The sequence below is a fragment of the Agathobaculum butyriciproducens genome, assembly GCA_003096535.1.
GTDB lineage: Bacteria > Bacillota > Clostridia > Oscillospirales > Butyricicoccaceae > Agathobaculum > Agathobaculum butyriciproducens.
Genome location: QEKJ01000007.1, coordinates 20903 through 36593, shown reverse-complemented (window position 1 = coordinate 36593; position 15691 = coordinate 20903). Strand labels below are relative to the sequence as shown.

At 53.6% G+C, this 15691-nt stretch carries 15 protein-coding genes; 8 read left to right on the top strand and 7 right to left on the bottom strand.

All coding sequences use genetic code 11. The features are described from left to right. Nucleotides 1-14: 14 nt before the first annotated feature. The 4 genes from C7386_RS07170 to C7386_RS07155 all read left to right on the top strand — a co-directional run bounded on the left by C7386_RS07170 (nucleotide 15) and on the right by C7386_RS07155 (nucleotide 2493). Entirely contained in the window at nucleotides 15-755 is a 741-nt protein-coding gene (locus C7386_RS07170) for an acyl-[acyl-carrier-protein] thioesterase (protein WP_118729123.1), read from the top strand. After that, nucleotides 752-1063: a hypothetical protein gene (locus C7386_RS07165; protein ID WP_110436107.1), complete on the top strand. Its 312-nt coding sequence runs from the start codon at nucleotides 752-754 to the stop codon at nucleotides 1061-1063. Before C7386_RS07170 ends, C7386_RS07165 begins: the two co-directional genes overlap by 4 nt. Beyond that, nucleotides 1047-1493 (top strand): HEPN domain-containing protein, encoded by a 447-nt coding sequence (locus C7386_RS07160; protein WP_110436106.1) that lies wholly within the window; start codon nucleotides 1047-1049, stop codon nucleotides 1491-1493. The genes C7386_RS07165 and C7386_RS07160 overlap by 17 nt, the downstream gene beginning before the upstream one ends. A gap of 475 nt (nucleotides 1494-1968) precedes the next feature. Further along, nucleotides 1969-2493, top strand: coding sequence for a transcription repressor NadR (locus C7386_RS07155; RefSeq protein ID WP_110436105.1), 525 nt, complete (start codon nucleotides 1969-1971; stop codon nucleotides 2491-2493). A 277-nt stretch (nucleotides 2494-2770) separates the two neighbouring features. On the opposite strand, the gene C7386_RS07150 is transcribed toward C7386_RS07155, so the two are convergent. Continuing rightward, nucleotides 2771-3151: a metallopeptidase family protein gene (locus C7386_RS07150; RefSeq protein WP_110436104.1), complete on the bottom strand. Its 381-nt coding sequence runs from the start codon at nucleotides 3149-3151 to the stop codon at nucleotides 2771-2773. A gap of 168 nt (nucleotides 3152-3319) precedes the next feature. On the opposite strand from C7386_RS07150, the gene C7386_RS13445 reads away from it, so the two are divergent. Then, nucleotides 3320-3883, top strand: a complete 564-nt coding sequence (locus C7386_RS13445) for a hypothetical protein (protein WP_165815495.1) — start codon at nucleotides 3320-3322, stop codon at nucleotides 3881-3883. Nucleotides 3884-3929: 46 nt separating this feature from the next. Here the strand turns inward: C7386_RS13445 and C7386_RS07135 are convergent, their stop codons facing one another. The 5 genes from C7386_RS07135 to murC all read right to left on the bottom strand — a co-directional run bounded on the left by C7386_RS07135 (nucleotide 3930) and on the right by murC (nucleotide 8346). Continuing rightward, on the bottom strand, nucleotides 3930-4550 hold the full coding sequence (locus tag C7386_RS07135; protein WP_207655857.1) for an LptM family lipoprotein: 621 nt from the start codon (nucleotides 4548-4550) through the stop codon (nucleotides 3930-3932). 12 nt (nucleotides 4551-4562) lie between these two features. Then, complete coding sequence (locus C7386_RS13710; RefSeq protein ID WP_252197099.1) at nucleotides 4563-5183, bottom strand: hypothetical protein; 621 nt, start codon at nucleotides 5181-5183, stop codon at nucleotides 4563-4565. Nucleotides 5184-5247: 64 nt separating this feature from the next. Next, nucleotides 5248-5628, bottom strand: coding sequence for a hypothetical protein (locus C7386_RS07125; RefSeq protein ID WP_110436101.1), 381 nt, complete (start codon nucleotides 5626-5628; stop codon nucleotides 5248-5250). A 98-nt stretch (nucleotides 5629-5726) separates the two neighbouring features. Further along, nucleotides 5727-6338 carry a cytidylate kinase-like family protein gene (locus C7386_RS07120; RefSeq protein ID WP_110436100.1) on the bottom strand — a complete coding sequence of 204 codons (612 nt, stop codon included), beginning with the start codon at nucleotides 6336-6338 and terminating at the stop codon, nucleotides 5727-5729. A gap of 631 nt (nucleotides 6339-6969) precedes the next feature. Continuing rightward, nucleotides 6970-8346 (bottom strand): UDP-N-acetylmuramate--L-alanine ligase, encoded by a 1377-nt coding sequence (gene murC, locus C7386_RS07115; RefSeq protein ID WP_116705153.1) that lies wholly within the window; start codon nucleotides 8344-8346, stop codon nucleotides 6970-6972. A 261-nt stretch (nucleotides 8347-8607) separates the two neighbouring features. Between murC and C7386_RS07110 the strand changes: the two genes are divergently transcribed. Beyond that, nucleotides 8608-9738, top strand: a complete 1131-nt coding sequence (locus C7386_RS07110; protein ID WP_116705152.1) for an MGDG synthase family glycosyltransferase — start codon at nucleotides 8608-8610, stop codon at nucleotides 9736-9738. A 317-nt stretch (nucleotides 9739-10055) separates the two neighbouring features. On the opposite strand, the gene C7386_RS07105 is transcribed toward C7386_RS07110, so the two are convergent. Next, complete coding sequence (locus C7386_RS07105; protein ID WP_116705151.1) at nucleotides 10056-10631, bottom strand: TetR/AcrR family transcriptional regulator; 576 nt, start codon at nucleotides 10629-10631, stop codon at nucleotides 10056-10058. 199 nt (nucleotides 10632-10830) lie between these two features. On the opposite strand from C7386_RS07105, the gene C7386_RS07100 reads away from it, so the two are divergent. Together C7386_RS07100 and C7386_RS07095 are read left to right on the top strand one after the other, a co-directional pair. Next, complete coding sequence (locus C7386_RS07100; RefSeq protein WP_318261253.1) at nucleotides 10831-13317, top strand: efflux RND transporter permease subunit; 2487 nt, start codon at nucleotides 10831-10833, stop codon at nucleotides 13315-13317. Further along, nucleotides 13304-15442: a hypothetical protein gene (locus C7386_RS07095; RefSeq protein WP_116705150.1), complete on the top strand. Its 2139-nt coding sequence runs from the start codon at nucleotides 13304-13306 to the stop codon at nucleotides 15440-15442. Before C7386_RS07100 ends, C7386_RS07095 begins: the two co-directional genes overlap by 14 nt. Nucleotides 15443-15691 lie beyond the last annotated feature (249 nt).

Below are 15691 nucleotides of genomic sequence, written 5' to 3'. Positions count from 1 at the left end.
GGAGGTGCATTCCCATGGTCGATCTACTCACCCGTGAATATGAGGTGAATTACAGCCACATTGACAACCGCGGCATTGCCAAGCCGTCCTTCCTGTGGAATATCATGCAGGACGCAGCGACCGTCCACGCAGAAGCGCTGCACATCGGTCCGCTCGATCTGCGGATCGTGTGGGTGCTCTCGCGCATGAAAGCGCGGCTGACGCGTCCGCTGCTGCCGTATGAGCGGCTGCGGTGCGAAACGTGGTGTCCGGGCATCAAGGGTGCAAGCTGGTACCGCAGTTTCTCGTTCTTTGTGGATAACAAGCCGGTTGGCGACGCACAGTCTATGTGGGTAACGCTCGACCCGGAGACTCACCGCATTGTGCGTCCGAGCGCATTTCCCGAAGCCGAGCAGTACCTGCACACCTCCCGCGGAGAGCTGTTTGCGCCGCTGCCCAAGCTGTCGTGTGACAACGTGCGCCTGCATCATGTTCACGAGGTTCGTTATTCAGATCTTGATGTCAACAATCATGTCAACAACGTGCGTGCGGTCGAGCTGATCTCGGACGCGCTCGACCTGTACAAGCAGCCGGGTTTTGTCTCCGAGCTGCAGGTCAACTACACCGCCGAAACCGCCTGCGGCGAATCGCTTTCGCTGCTGACCGGCACGGCGGACAGCGCACGTTACATTCGCGGTGAAGCCGATGGCAGAACCCGCTTCGAGGCGCTTGCCACGCTTTCGCCGCTGCCCGACCCGAAGGAGGGATTGGTATGACGCAAGCGATCGAGCAGGCTGTATGCGACATTTTGGGCGCGTGCCAGCCGGTCAAAATCATCCTGTATGCAGAAAAGCGTACGATGGCAACCGACAAGCTCAAGGCGTTCAGCCTTTGCGTTATCGTGCCGGAGAGCGCCAACTGCCGCACACTGCGCACACACCTGCACCTGGCGATTACGGTTTCCGTACCCGTCAGTCTGAGCGTTTACACCACCGAGGAATGGGCGGAGCTTTGCACGGACAGTACCTCGTATGCCGCATGGATCGCCCGGAAAGGCAAGGTGATTTATGACCAGACGGCGTAAAGGTGCATCCGACAGTTGTTTTTACTACAAATGGCTGGACAAGGCGCTGTGCGACCTGCAGGCCGCACGTCTGCTGCTGACCTACGGCGGCGATCATTACAACATCGCGTTCCACTGCCAGCAGGCGATTGAAAAGGCACTGAAAGGCTATCTGCTGTTCCGCACCGGACGGCATTTTGACGGACACAACCTGACGTACCTGTGCCGTCAGGCGATCCAGCTGGACTCAAGGGCGTTCTCCGAATATCTGGACGAGAGTGCGGCGCTCAACGATTTATATATTGAGACGCGGTATCCAACCGACCTGCCGTTTGAGATTGATGAGCTGGAGGTCCGCCGGTATCTAGATATGGCAGAGCGGATGTTTGCCGCGATTCGTCAGCAGCTGTATGAGGGCGGGAGACCGCATGAGATTGTGCAGCGCAGATAATTTTTATTTGCGCTGTTTGCCTAACGAATTAGGAATAGGTGCTAACCCTTAGCTGGGGTTCCAAAAGGATAGACACCAAGGTTTCTATCCTCTTGGGACTCCAGTTTCCTTTTGTTTGTTAGTCTGGCGCATACCAGAGACCGGCGACCGCTTCGAAAAGGGGAACGGCAGTCGGGTTACTCTTGCGTTTGTTTCGTAAAATATTCGCAGTTCACAGATACCTTACTGCTACACATATCGGCTACTCTCCGCAGGCGCGGCACAAGGTGAATTGCCCGAAGGGCAAGAGAGGGTCCTCCGGGGGATGCTCGCACCGCGCAACTCGTTCGTCTGGGGCTGCGGACGGCACCTGTGAATTACACCTATCCTTCAACTCTTACCTCCTCACTCCTGCCTTGCATAATCTCTCCCATCTTGACACTTGCATACTCCGTCAACTTTTGCTATCATATAAGGATGTAAGGAGTGACTAACCATGAACGCTGCGGAACGACGCACTAAAATCACCCACCTGCTTGCACAGGCGAACGGGCCGTTATCGGCGACCGCGCTGGCCGCGCAATGCGGTGTCAGCCGCCAGATTATTGTAGGCGATGTTGCGCTGCTGCGTGCAGGCGGATTGGCCGTGCTCGCTACGCCGCGCGGATATATTCTGGAGAACACCTCGGCGCCGGCCTGTGCGGAGCGACACATTGTCAGCCATCACGACAACAGCCGCATGCTTGAGGAGCTATACACGGTCGTCGATCTCGGCGGAGCCGTGATTGATGTGACGGTCGAGCACGCTGTATACGGTCAGATCTGTGCACCGCTGCACATTTTCTCGCGGTATGACGCCGACGCGTTTAACGAGAAGATTCAGCAGTCCGGCTCCCGGCCGCTGTCCAACCTGACCGGCGGCATCCACCTGCACACCATCCGCGCTACGGATGAGAAAACGCTCGAACGCGTAATTCAGGGGCTCAAGGACAAAGGCTTTCTGCTGCTCGAGGATAACTAAAAAATCACCCGAACGATAGATTTCGTTCGGGTGGTTCAGTCTATCAATAAAGTCCGTTTTCGCGATGCTGACGCTGCCGCGCGGCAGCGCGCATGAAATAGAATTTGCTGTGCAAATTCGTAAAAAGCCGGAGCATGTATCTGGCTTTTTACACTTCTGGAGGAACTTTCGGACGACTTTGGAACGGCCTGCGGTCCGTTCCTGCTTGTCGGCGAAACTGTAGTTTCGCGACAGCCGCAACCACCCGAACGACAGGTTTCGTTCGGGTGGTTTTCTTTTACTCATTTTCCGCCTGCTGTTCCTTATACATGGCGATCTGCTCCGCGTCCCATACCTCCAGATCACGCACACCGGCTCGTCCTTCAACGTGGTGGCGGAATTCATGCCGCAGGACTTTTCGCATTTCTTCGGTCAGCTCGTCCTCATTCAAATGGCGGTACGCCCGCTTGAACGAGCCGTAGTACATTATAATATACTTGCCCATCGCCGGATCAATGCGGTACTGCCCCATCACATACAGCGTTCCGTTGCGGTCCTCCGGGTGCAGAAGATAGCCGGGTTCCACGACGATACCGCCGTTCAGCTCCTCGTAAAACGACTGCGGAATCTCCTCCGCAAGATCGGATAAAATTTCTTCAAATCGGTCAATCGAGATCATGCCTGTCTTCCTTTCTGACCTTGCTGCTTGTCTGCCCTTACTATATCACAACCTGTTTTTGCAGGCAACCAAACTTTTTATGAACAAGGTGTCTTGACAGGTGTTGTTTCATGTTGTATACTTCTATCTGTTCACAAATAAAGGGATCGGAAAGGAATTGTATCACTTATGACTATGACGAAAAACAAGCTGTACCACATGGTGCTGGCCGGTATTCTTTGTGCCATTGGCATTGTTGTCCCGATGTTTATGCCGCGTATCGTACTTGGCCCGATGTCCTTCACGCTGGCAAGCCACGTTGCCGTATTCCTCGGCATGTTCATCTCTCCGGCGGTTGCCGTAGCGGTCTGCATCGGCACAACCATTGGCTTCTTTCTTACCACGCCGGCAATCATTGCACTGCGTGCGGCGTCCCATATCGTGTTCGCGTTCATCGGTGCAGCCTATCTCAAGCGCAATCCGGATATCATCAACCGTCCGGTTGCAAGCATCGTATTCAACTTCATTATTGCACTGCTGCACGCTGCCGCCGAGATGATCATCGTTACGCCGTTCTTTATATCCGGTGCGCTGTTCACTGCTGAGCAGCTCGCAAACGGCTTTGTTGCAAGCGTTGTTCTGCTGGTTGGTCTCGGCACGGTCATTCACTCCATGCTGGACTACTCTATTTCCATCCTGGTTTGGAAGCCGCTGTGCACTTCAATGCCGCAGCTGCGTACCTCGCAGGATTAAATCCCTTAAAAGAAAAACCGCCGAAATTTCGGCGGTTTTTTTGTGCTTACTTCACCTCGCAGCCGCCCCATTCAACGACAGTGAAGCCGTTGCGCTCAAACGATGCGAATGTCTGTGGCTCAATGGTCTGCGCCCTGTGCAGCGGCTTCCACGCCATGAATACGCGGAGAACGCTGTCCGGTGTCGGGTCAATGTCCAGCTTGGCGGCATCTGTGTACGCCTCGGACTGGAACGAAATGAGGTTATACGGGTTATCCTGCATTTTCGGCAGCCAGTACACGATGAATTCATTGTACTCGCGCGGGGTCAAGCCGATCTCGGCCAGTTTTTCGCGGAGAAAATCCGCCGTGTCCGCTCCAGCGACGCAGAAGCCCTTGGAGAAGTCGTAGTCGGTGTTATTCTCGCCCTCCCAGAACAGGTAGGAGTATTCGTCGCCGTTCTCATCGTACAGCGTGCCGTCCGGCTCGGCGGTGACAGTCCAGCCGTTCTCGTAGGCCGGATACGTCGCGGTGAGCGTGCCCGCGTAGTCCAGCGACACGGAAACCGTCGTTTCCTGCTCAGGATAGAGGTAGATAACGGGTTTGGCATCGCCCTGTTCCTGTTGACCGCAGGCAGTCAAGCTCAGTGCCAGCATGGCTGTGAGCGTTCCCGCAAACAATCGTTTCATGCCGTTCCCTCCTTACTTCACCTCGCAGCCGCCCCATTCAACGACAGCGAAGCCGTTGCGCTCAAACGATGCGAATGTCTGCGGCTCAATGGTCTGCGGCCTGCCCAGCGGTTTCCACGCCATGAATACGCGGAGAACGCTGTCCGGTGTCGGGTCGATATCCAGCTTGGCGGCATCTGTGTACGCCTCGGACTGGAACGAAATAAGGTTGTACGGGTTATCCTGCATTTTCGGCAGCCAGTACACGATGAACTCGTTGTACTCGCGCGGTGTCAGGCCGATCTCGGCCAGTTTTTCGCGGAGAAAATCCGCCGTGTCCGCTCCGGCGACGCAAAAGCCTGTGGAGAAGTCGTAGTCGGTGTTGTTCTCGCCCTCCCAGAACAGGTAGGAGTATTCGTCGCCGTTCTCATCGTACAGCGTGCCGTCCGGTTCGGCGGTGACGCGCCAGCCGTCCTCATACGCCGGATAGGTCGCGGTGAGCGTGCCCGCGTAATCCAGCGATACGGAAACCGTCGTTTCCTGCTCTGGATAGAGGTAGATGACGGGTTTGGCAGAGCACTCCTCCTGCTGTCCGCAGGCAGTCAATCCGAGTGCAAACGCCGCTGTGAGTGTTCCTGCAAGCAATTTTTTCATAGCGATTCCTCCTTTGTTCGGTTAGACGAAATCGGGGCGGTTTGGTTCCCTGTTCTGCGGAAATTTACGGTCGTACCCACTCACCGGTCAGTTCATTCTTCTGCAGAACCAGATGGAAGCCGTCGGCATCATTAAAATAAACCGCCTTATCCGTATCCTCAATCGGCAGGACAACGGTGTATCCCGCACTCATCGTGTTTGCACTGCCGAATGCGTTGTAAAACGTGAGATAATGTTCGCCGTTCTTCGGCTCGTCCTTATAATCCCGGATATCCTCAATCGGCGGAAAGACAGCTGCATGGAGTGTCAGCGTTTTCTCATTCTCGGAAACCGTGTAATCGCGCAGTGTGACATTCTGCTGCTCGGTCAATCCCGATCCCACACGAAACACCAGAAATGGTACGAGAACTGCAGCTAACGCAACAATAATCTTTCGTATTTTCATCGTCTTTCTCCTATCCTCTTATCTGCAAAAATGCGAAAGGCCGTCCGCAAGGGACGACCTTTCCGCACTCTCTCTTTTCTCTTTTCCCTATATAGCAGTTACTTCTTCAAGCGATTGATGTACTCCAGAATAATATCGGTGGAATATTCAACACCCAGACGGCCTGCGTTAATGCAGAGGTCGTAATGGTCGCACTTGCCCCATACCTTGCCGGTATAGTAATTGTAATAGGTAGAACGCTGCTTATCCATCTTTTCGAGAGCAGCCTCGGGCGTCTTACCCTCGATGACGTAATCACCGCAGGTCTGAACGCGCTTTACACGGTCCTCAATCGAGCCATGGATGAAGAAATCGAACTTATTCGGGAAGTCACGCAGTACATGGTCTGCACAGCGGCCGACAATAACACACGAGGAATCCTCTGCCATCTCGCGGATGATATTGGACTGAGCCAGATACAGCTGATCGGTCAGGCTCATGCCGTTCAGACCAACCGAACCGAACATCGTCAGCGAGTACAGGAAGCTGTTGGTGGCACGCTTGTCGAGCTGCTCGAACAGCTTTTCGTCAAATCCGGTCTTTTTAGCCGCACGGGTAATCAGTTCCCGGTCATAGAACGGAACGCCCAGACGGAGCGCCAGTTTCTGACCGATCTCACGACCACCGGTACCATATTCACGACCAATAGTAATAATCAAGTTGTTATTCATAACGCACCCTCCTTACCAACCGGAATTATACAAATTGTACAATTCTCTATATTTGTAGTATGAACCATTTATGCGTTTTTGTCAAGTGGGATTCAAAATTTTTTTCATTCTGTAAATCGGGTTGGAATTGCTGCCTGCAGGCGGCGGGAACGTCGCCGCACCCACGGCGGTGGGCACAAGGATGGACACCAAGGTTTCCACCCTTGTGAATCCCGTTTCCTTTATTTCTTAGCCTGACGCAGACCAGAGACCGGCAACCGCTCCGAAAAGGAGAACGACAGTCGGGTTACTCTTACGTTTGTTTCGTGAAATATTCGCAGTTCATAGACAGCTTACTGCTACACATATCGGTTACTCTCCGCAGGCGCGACACATCTGTGTCGCGCAACTCTTTTACGCGTTGTTATAGACAGTTCCTACGGATTACGATTATCAATAATCTTTACCGCAGGGTGCGGCAAGGTGAATTGCCCGAAGGGCAAGAGAAAGTGCCCTGGGGTGCGACCTCGGCGCACCGTTTGTAGCCCATCTGCGCATTGTATAACCGCCATGTCAATTCTCCATTTTCCATTTTCAATTCTCAATTTAGCAAAAGAAAACCCGCTCGAAAGCGGGTTTTCTCGTTATCTGTTTACTTATTCTTAATCAGCATCGGTCCGACTTCATTGATATTACCGGCGCCCATAGTAAGCACCAGATCATTCGGGCCTGCCTCCTTACGGAGATAATCCGCAATCTCGTCAAAGCTGTCGAACGATACCGCGCCCGGCACCTCTCTGGCGATATCCGAGGAATAAATGCCGATGGTATTCTTCTCGCGGGCGGCATAGATCGGAGCAAGAACCGCCTGATCGCACATCTTGAGCGCCTCCACGAACTCGTGGAACAGCGCCTTGGTGCGGGTATATGTGTGCGGCTGGAACGCGCACAGAATACGGTCGAAGTGCATTTCCTTTGCGGTGTTCAGCGTGGCCTTCATCTCGCTCGGATGATGTGCGTAATCGTCTACGACGGTTGCGCCGTTCGGCATTTTGCCGACCAGCTGGAAACGGCGGGACGAACCGGTGAACTTGTTCAGACCGCGCTCGGCAGCGTCACCCGGCACACCGAGAAACTCGGCAGCGGCGCAGCACGCCAGAGCGTTCAGCATGTTATGACGACCCGGAACGGACAGCGCCACCTTAGCGTATTTCTTCCCCTCTATCATAACGGTAAAGCGGTAGTAGCCGTTCTCATCGCGCACGTCGGTCGGGTAAACGTCCGAGGTTGCGCTCGTGCCGAAGGTACGGACCTTGCGGTTGATGCCTGCCACACTGCGCATTGCATGCGGGTCATCGCCGTTGACGACAACAAGACCGTTCATCGGGGTCAGCTCGGCAAACTCATGGAACGAGTGGATGATATCGTTGATATCCTTGAAGAAGTCGAGATGATCCTCCTCCACATTGAGGATAACCGCAACGGTCGGTGCAAAGCGCAGGAACGAATTGCAGTATTCGCAGCTTTCAGCCACAAAACAGCCCTTGCCGCCGATACGGAGCGTACCGCCGATGGCAGGCAGGTTGCTGCCGACCATAACGGTCGGGTCCATCTGCGCTTCCATGGTCATGAGCGTCATCATCGAGGTGGAAGTTGTCTTGCCGTGCGTGCCTGCCAGACAGACCACGTTGTCATAATCGCGCATGAGGTGTCCCCATGCCTCGGCACGCTCCATGACCGGAATGCCCAGCTCATGGGCGCGGACAATCTCCGGATTTTCGTCATGCACAGCAGCGGTGCGCACGATGAGCGACGCACCCTCGACGTTCTCCGGCTTGTGCTCGTAGGTAATCTTTGCACCCAGAGCCTCCAACCGTGCGGTAACATCCGTACGCAGACGGTCGGAGCCGGAAATCGGCACACCGCGGCTGAGCAGCAGCTCGCCAAGCGAATTCATGGATACGCCGCCGATGCCGATCAGGTGGATGCGTTCCTTATTTTCAATGTAGGGCTTAATAGACAGAGCCATTTCCCTAAGCCTCCTGTATTTTTGTTTATCAGATTTATTATAGTACAAAATCGCCCGGAATAAAATAGCTAACCGAGAAAAACTCCTGCCGGACCTGAAAAAAAGGAATATATGATACCGGAAATACCGCTGCATATCGCTTATCCGCATACATTTAACTAAAGTGTAGTTTGATTTTTTCACATGTTTACGATAAAATATCCTTAGGCGTGCTGTCCGGTCTGGTCAGCACAAACGCCGCAATATAAGGAGAGGCATTGTATGAGAGTACTGATTTTATCCGTCACCGCCGGATTTGGCCACCATGCCACCGCAAAGGCCATCGGCGATATGCTGGAATCCAAGGGCGCGGAAGTTCACACACTGGATGTTTACGCCTATATCAGCAACCTGATCAAAACCACCATCGACAAGGGCTATCTGTTCTCCTCCAAACACATGCAGACGCTGTACCGTCTGGTCTACCAACTGGCCGAGAACAACGGCGCAAGCTATTTTAACTCTGCGCCGAGCATTATCAATATCATCAACGCACTCGGTGCGTCCAAGTTTGCCAAGGTCATTGCGAACCATGTGCCCGATGTTATCATCTGTACGCACGTTTTTGCGGCGCAGATGGTCGATGAATTGAAAAAACGCAAAAAACTCGCCGATATTGAGACCATCGGCATTGTTACCGACTATACGCTCCACCCGTACTGGGAGGATGTGCCGCGCGTGCAGTACATCGTCACTGCGAGTGAACTGCTCACCTACCGCTGTGTGCAGCGCGGCATTCCGGAGGACCGCATCCTGCCGTTCGGCATTCCGGTGCACCCGAAATTCAACGAAAAGCTGTCCCGCGAGGACGCGGCGGCACAGCTCGGCATTGACCCGAATAGGAAAACCATCCTGCTGATGGGCGGCAGCATGGGCCACGCCGACCATGTGAAGAACATCGAAAGCCTGTCGCAGATCGGTACGCCGTTCCAGTTTCTTGTGGTATGCGGCAACAACAAAAAGATGCTCTACCATGTAGAGCAGTTTGCCTCACACTATCAGGGCAGCTGCAGGATCTATCCCTACGGCTTTGTACACAACGTAGAGGTGATGATGAGCGCGTCCGACTGCATTGTATCCAAGCCGGGCGGTCTTACCGTGTCCGAGGCTTTGGCGAAAAACCTGCCGATGCTGCTGTTCGATCCGATCCCCGGGCACGAGGAGCGCAATGTTGATTTTCTGGTCAACAACGGCATGGCGGCGCTCATTACCAAGCACTTCCCGATCGACGAGGCGGTGTACGAGCTGTTCTGCAATCCGGTGCGGCTGGAGACCGTGCGGAGAACCATGAGCGAGATCGCCCATCCGGATGCCACCGAACGGCTGGCTGAATTTGTCCTGCGTAAACGATAATACAGTGAAAGGGAGTACCCGCCTGCGGGTACTCCCTGAGGCTGTCGAAAAACTCCGTTTTTCGAGCAGCCTCTCGATTGAAACCACGCTTTCAATCGAATCTTGACGAAAAGCCGCGCCCTGCGGGCACAATTTTTCGTCCCTTGTATAATTCCCGAGGTACACGCCCCCGGGAATTATGAATTTGCTGTGCAAATTCTATTTTATGCGTGCTGCCGCACGAAAAGTAAAAACGATAGATTGACTTTATCGACAGACTGAGGGAGTACCCGCCTGCGGGTACTCCCTTTCGTGCCGTTAAATTCCTACTGATTTACTCAGTTCTGCGCTGCCTCCGACTGCGGCACCAGCGGTGTCAGCGGTGTCAGCAGCTTAGTGATCAGGCTGACCATCTCGGTCTTCGGGATAGGCTGCGACTCAGTGATCCACTTTTCGGTCATGCCGATGACACCAGTCGCAAGAAAGCGTGCAGCATACGCATCCTCGACACTGCGGTACGGCAGCAGCTCCATGCGGCATTCCTCGATAACGCCGATCATCTTTTTGCCGAAACCATCCGGTGCATTGACCTTGATCAGTGCGGTGACGATCTCACGATTCTCCTCCAGATAATCCATCAGACGGCTGAGCACCAGCTTGAGCGTTACCGTCTCACTCGGACGGATGGCTGCGATCATCCCGCGGAAATCCTCGATCATCCCTGTCTCGATCTTATCGCGCAGGTCATACACGTCCCGATAATGCGCATAAAATGTGCCGCGGTTGATATCCGCTTCGCGCACTACGTCGGTCACGGTGATGCTCTGGAAGTCCTTCTGCTGCATCAGCCGCGTCAGTGCCTGCCGCAGCAGCTTTTTCGTTCGTCGGATGCGCTTATCCTCCACTTCTGCCATGGTATTTCACTCCATTCATATTGCTTTTTCCGTTCCATTTCCGTAATTCGCATTTTAACGAACATATACAATATTTTTGTGCGTTATCATTCACTCTTATCATATTTGATTATTGCGTTCGTTATCCTTATGTACTATACTATAACACGAAAAGAAATCCTACACAATATCTATTTCTGAGAAAGATGGTGTTTTCTTTGTGAAACTTAAAGGACATAGCCCTGTTGACCTGATCATTAACAATCGAAAACTGATTGAAAAGATCTATATCGTACTGATCATCTTCAGTTTAATCTGTGTGCCGATGGTTGGGATCAACTACGATTTAACAAAATACCTGCCGGATTCGTCTCCGTCCGCACAGGCGCTGGACATCATGGAGGACGAATTTACCTATCCCGGCATGGGACGCGTCATGCTCGAGGATGTGACGCTGTACGAAGCCAAAAACATAAAGGACCGTATCGCGGACGTTGACGGTGTGGACATGGTCATGTGGTGCGATATGGCCACCAATATCTACGGCTCGAGCGAATTCATCAACTACGACAATATCGACGACTACTACAAGGATAACACCGCCTACATGGATGTTATCTTCACCGACAAGGACTCGTCCAACCAGACCCACAAGGCGGTGCATGAGATTGAAAACATCGTCGGTGACAGAGGTTTGGTAGCAGGCTCCGCTGTATCGGATACCAACCTCGGCCCGACCATTAACAAAGAGGTCGCCCGTGTTATGGCACTGGCCGTTGTCATTATTTACATCATTCTGACAATCACGACCACCTCGTGGTTTGAGCCGGTGCTGTTCCTGTCCGTGCTCGGCATTGCAATCCTCATCAACATGGGCACGAACATCATCTTCGGCGAGATTTCGTTCCTGTCCAACGCCGTTGGTGCGGTGCTACAGCTGGCCTGCTCGATGGACTACTCCATCTTCCTGCTGCACGCCTTCACGCAGGAGCGCGCAACCGGTGCAGAACCCGAACAGGCGATGGCGAACGCCTGGCGAACCGCCTTTTCATCCATCGGTGCTTCCGGCATGACGACCATCGTCGGCTTTGCCGCCATGGCACTGATGAACTTCGGCATCGGCCCGGATATGGGCTTCGTATTGGCCAAGGGCATCGCGCTCAGCCTGCTGACCGTGCTGCTGCTCATGCCGGCGCTCATCCTGCGTTCGCAGAACATCATTGCCAAGACGCAGCACCGTCCGTTTATCCCCAAACAGGGCCGCGGCATCGGTGAATTTGCGTATAAAATCCGTCATATCGTATTTCTTGTGGTTCTTATCATCATCATTCCGTGCTATATTGCACAGGGTATGGCGAATTTCTCTTACGGCAACGAGGCCGTTGCAAACTCACCCGGTACACCGGTTTACGAGGCCGAGCAGCAGATGAATGCCAAGTTCGGCAAGAGCAACATGATGATCGCGCTTGTCCCGCCCGACAGCAACATCACCGAGAAAAAGATGACCGAGGAGATCAACGACCTGTCCTACGTCAAGTACGCACTCAGCCTGTCGTCCGTTCTGCCGGAAGGCATTCCCGAGGATTTCCTGCCGGAGAACATCACCAGCCTGATGCACTCGAAAAACTGGGCACGCGTGATCATCAACGTGCGTTCCGCCGGTGAAAGTGACGATGCCTTCAAATTCTCGGACAACATCCGCGCGATCATTGACAAGTATTACCCGAACGAAACGACCTATCTCGTCGGCGTAACGCCGTCCACGCAGGATATTAAGGATATTATTGTACCGGACTACAACCGCGTCAACATCGTTTCCCTGCTGGGCGTAGCACTCGTTATCGCGATCACCTACAAGGCACTGATCCTGCCGATCGTCGTACTGATCCCGATTGAATGCGCGATCTTCATCAACACCGCTCTGCCGTACATTTACGGTCAGCGAACCATGTACCTCGGCTTTATCATCGTCGGCTGTATCCAGCTGGGCGCGACGGTTGACTATTCAATATTGATGACCGGCAACTATCTGGATGCCCGCTCACAAGGGGATAAAAAGGAAGCCGCAATACGGGCGGTATCGGTCAGCGCCGAATCGGTTATGACCTCCGGCCTGATCGTTATGACGGTTGCCTACGGTCTGTACTTCATGACCTCGGTCGAAGCGATTTCCGGTCTGGGCCAGCTGATCGGCCGCGGTGCGCTGATCTCGGTCATTCTCGTACTGTTCTTCCTGCCGATGTGCCTGATGCTGTTCGACCGCTGGATCGTCAAGTCGGATTACGCAGAAAAGAAGCACGCCAAGATGAACAAGATCCGCGCGACCAAGATCAAGCTGCCGATTCTGAGCGAGCTGCACCAGCAGCGCGTCAACCTGCAGAACCAGATCCGCGAAAACCGCAAGGCACGCAACAAGGAGCTGCGCCTCAAACTCAAGAACCTGATGAACGGCGATGGCTTCAAGCTGCCGCAGAACTACACGCCGCCGACGCAGGAGCCGCCCAAACAGCAGCAGACCGAAGAATCCGCACACAAGCGCATGATCGGCAAAAAGCTGCGTATGCGTATCCATAATCGCATTGAGATGCGTAAGGAGCAGCTTGAACAGCTGGCCCAGCGTCTCGGCAGCGACAAGAATAAACCGAACGACAGCCAGAATGACAACCAGAACGATAATACGGAGGAGAACGACCATGAAAACAGATAAGCTGCGCCGACTGACCGCAGCCTCGCTTGTTCTTGCGTTCACGCTGCCGCAGGCGGCACAGGCCGCCGCGCCCACGGTAGAAACCGACGAATCGGTATATATCAACATGGATTACTACGGTGCGCCGACCAATACGCGCATCGTAAAGGGTGTCAGCCTGAACGGCCACACCGAGTTCACCGATTTCGGCAGCTACGCAGATGTGTACAACATGAGCACCTACGACGAGCCGGTCATCAAAGACAATTCGGTGTACTGGAAGCTGTCCGACACCAGCAAGCAGCGCTTCTACTACGAGTGCATCCCGACCGACAAGGTCAATATCCAGATGCCGTGGAATTTTGATGTTTCCTACAAGCTGAACGGCGTTTCGGTCAAGGCGGAGGACTGTGCAGGCGCAAACGGTCTGGTGGAGATCACCATTCACGCGGTGCCGAACAGCTACGCAAGCGACTACTACAAAAACAATATGATGCTCGTCTGCGGCACCGGTATCGACATGAGCAAGGCGCTTTCCATTGATGCACCGGGTGCACAGGTTCAGTCCGTGGGCACCTACAAGCTGGTCGTATTCATGGGTATGCCGGGCGAGGAAAGCACGTTCACCGTGCGTATCGGCTCGAATAACTTTGAGAACATGGGTATGTTCATGTTTATGACGCCGGCTACTCTGTCCTCGCTGGATATCATCTCCGACCTGAAGGACGTCAAGGACCGCCTGAGCGATTCCGGCGACAGCCTGTACTCCGGCATGAGCAACATGCTCGACACCATGCAGTCCATGCAGAACGGCATGGGTACGATGTCGAGCGGTATTTCGGGTATCAACGCCGTGCGCCAGCAGCTGATCAAGGACCGCGGCACCATTGATCCCAAGACGGATGCCGCGCTGACCGCTCTGGAAAAGCTGACCGGCGAAAGCGATTCGCTGATTCCGGAGCTGAACAACACCAAGGACACACTCGTTAAGCTGAACGCGACTACGAACAGCATTCTCAATACGCTTGAGGAGTCCGGTGCGGATATCACCGAATACCAGACGCTGCTGCAGAATATCCGTACCTCGCTGAATAATCTCGAGGATCTCATGGATGATCTGGATGATAAGACCGGTTCGGAGTGGCTGTATATCAGTGAGTTGCAGAGTGATATCAGCAAGCTGAAAAAGAACCTCAAAGCTATTCAGGATGATATGAGCAACCTGAATGATAAAATTGATGCGATTACTAAAGCAGTAACTAATGCCGGTACCAAGGCTCTAACACATTTACAGAATATGGAGGACGCTGGAGTCGTTCCGTCCGGAAGTACCAAAATGGCATATGAATTACTCAACACCTTCGCTGGTAAAGGCAAGGAGCTTACCGATGCACTTAAGCATTTGAATGACAATCTCTCGAGCACCAGCAGTTCCCTCTCCGGATTCCTCGACACCTCGGATTCCATTCTCGACAATCTGGACGACATCTGCGACGTACTCGACGATTACAAGGGTCTCGGTCAGGACTTCACTGCCGAGGGCAAAAAGCTGACCGAACTCGCCAACACCACACTCGGCCGCGTCAACCAGCAGCTGACCGAGATTCCGGCACTGACCGAGTCGCTCAACCAGCTGACCTCGATCACCTCGTCCTCCATCGACAAGGGCACCGAGCTGATCGGCACCACCACCAAAACGCTCACCGCGTCCTACCAGCTGCTCGACACGGTCAACAGCACACTGCGTTCGGTTCGCAGCGACGCGGATGCCAGCACACAGACCACGCTCGACGGCCTGCTCGATGTGCTTGATAAGGCTTCCCGCTCGAACAGCTCGAATAAGCTGCAGAACGCGACCGATGATATTCATAATGCCATCGACGACGCTAAGACCGACCTTGAGGACGATACCAACATCCTCAATATCGACTCCTCGGCCGACCTGCAGTCTGTCACGAGCAGTATGAACCCGACACCGAGCAGTCTGCAGTTCATCCTGCGCACGCAGGAGATTTCGACCGACGATGACGATGATGCTGTCACCTCGGATCAGGATGCTGCCGACGAAGGCGTTCTCGCGCGTATCGTGAATATCTTCAAGAAGCTCGCAAGCGCGATTTACGGCGTATTTGCTTCGGAAGAGTAACCGCATATAGACCAAAAGGACAGGAAAATTTCCTGTCCTTTTTCTTATCCACAGGTTGGGGATAATTGCGTAACCGTATGGTGTGAAACCGTTTGTCAAATCCATTTATATCATCGACGTCGATTGGTGCAATTCAAGTAGAAACAGCGGGGTAAGATCCCCCCGCCGTTCCACAGAGAATCACACGATAACAAATCAAAATTCGCATAAAAAACGGTTCCGTCTCCGGAACCGTTTTTCCTATCCATT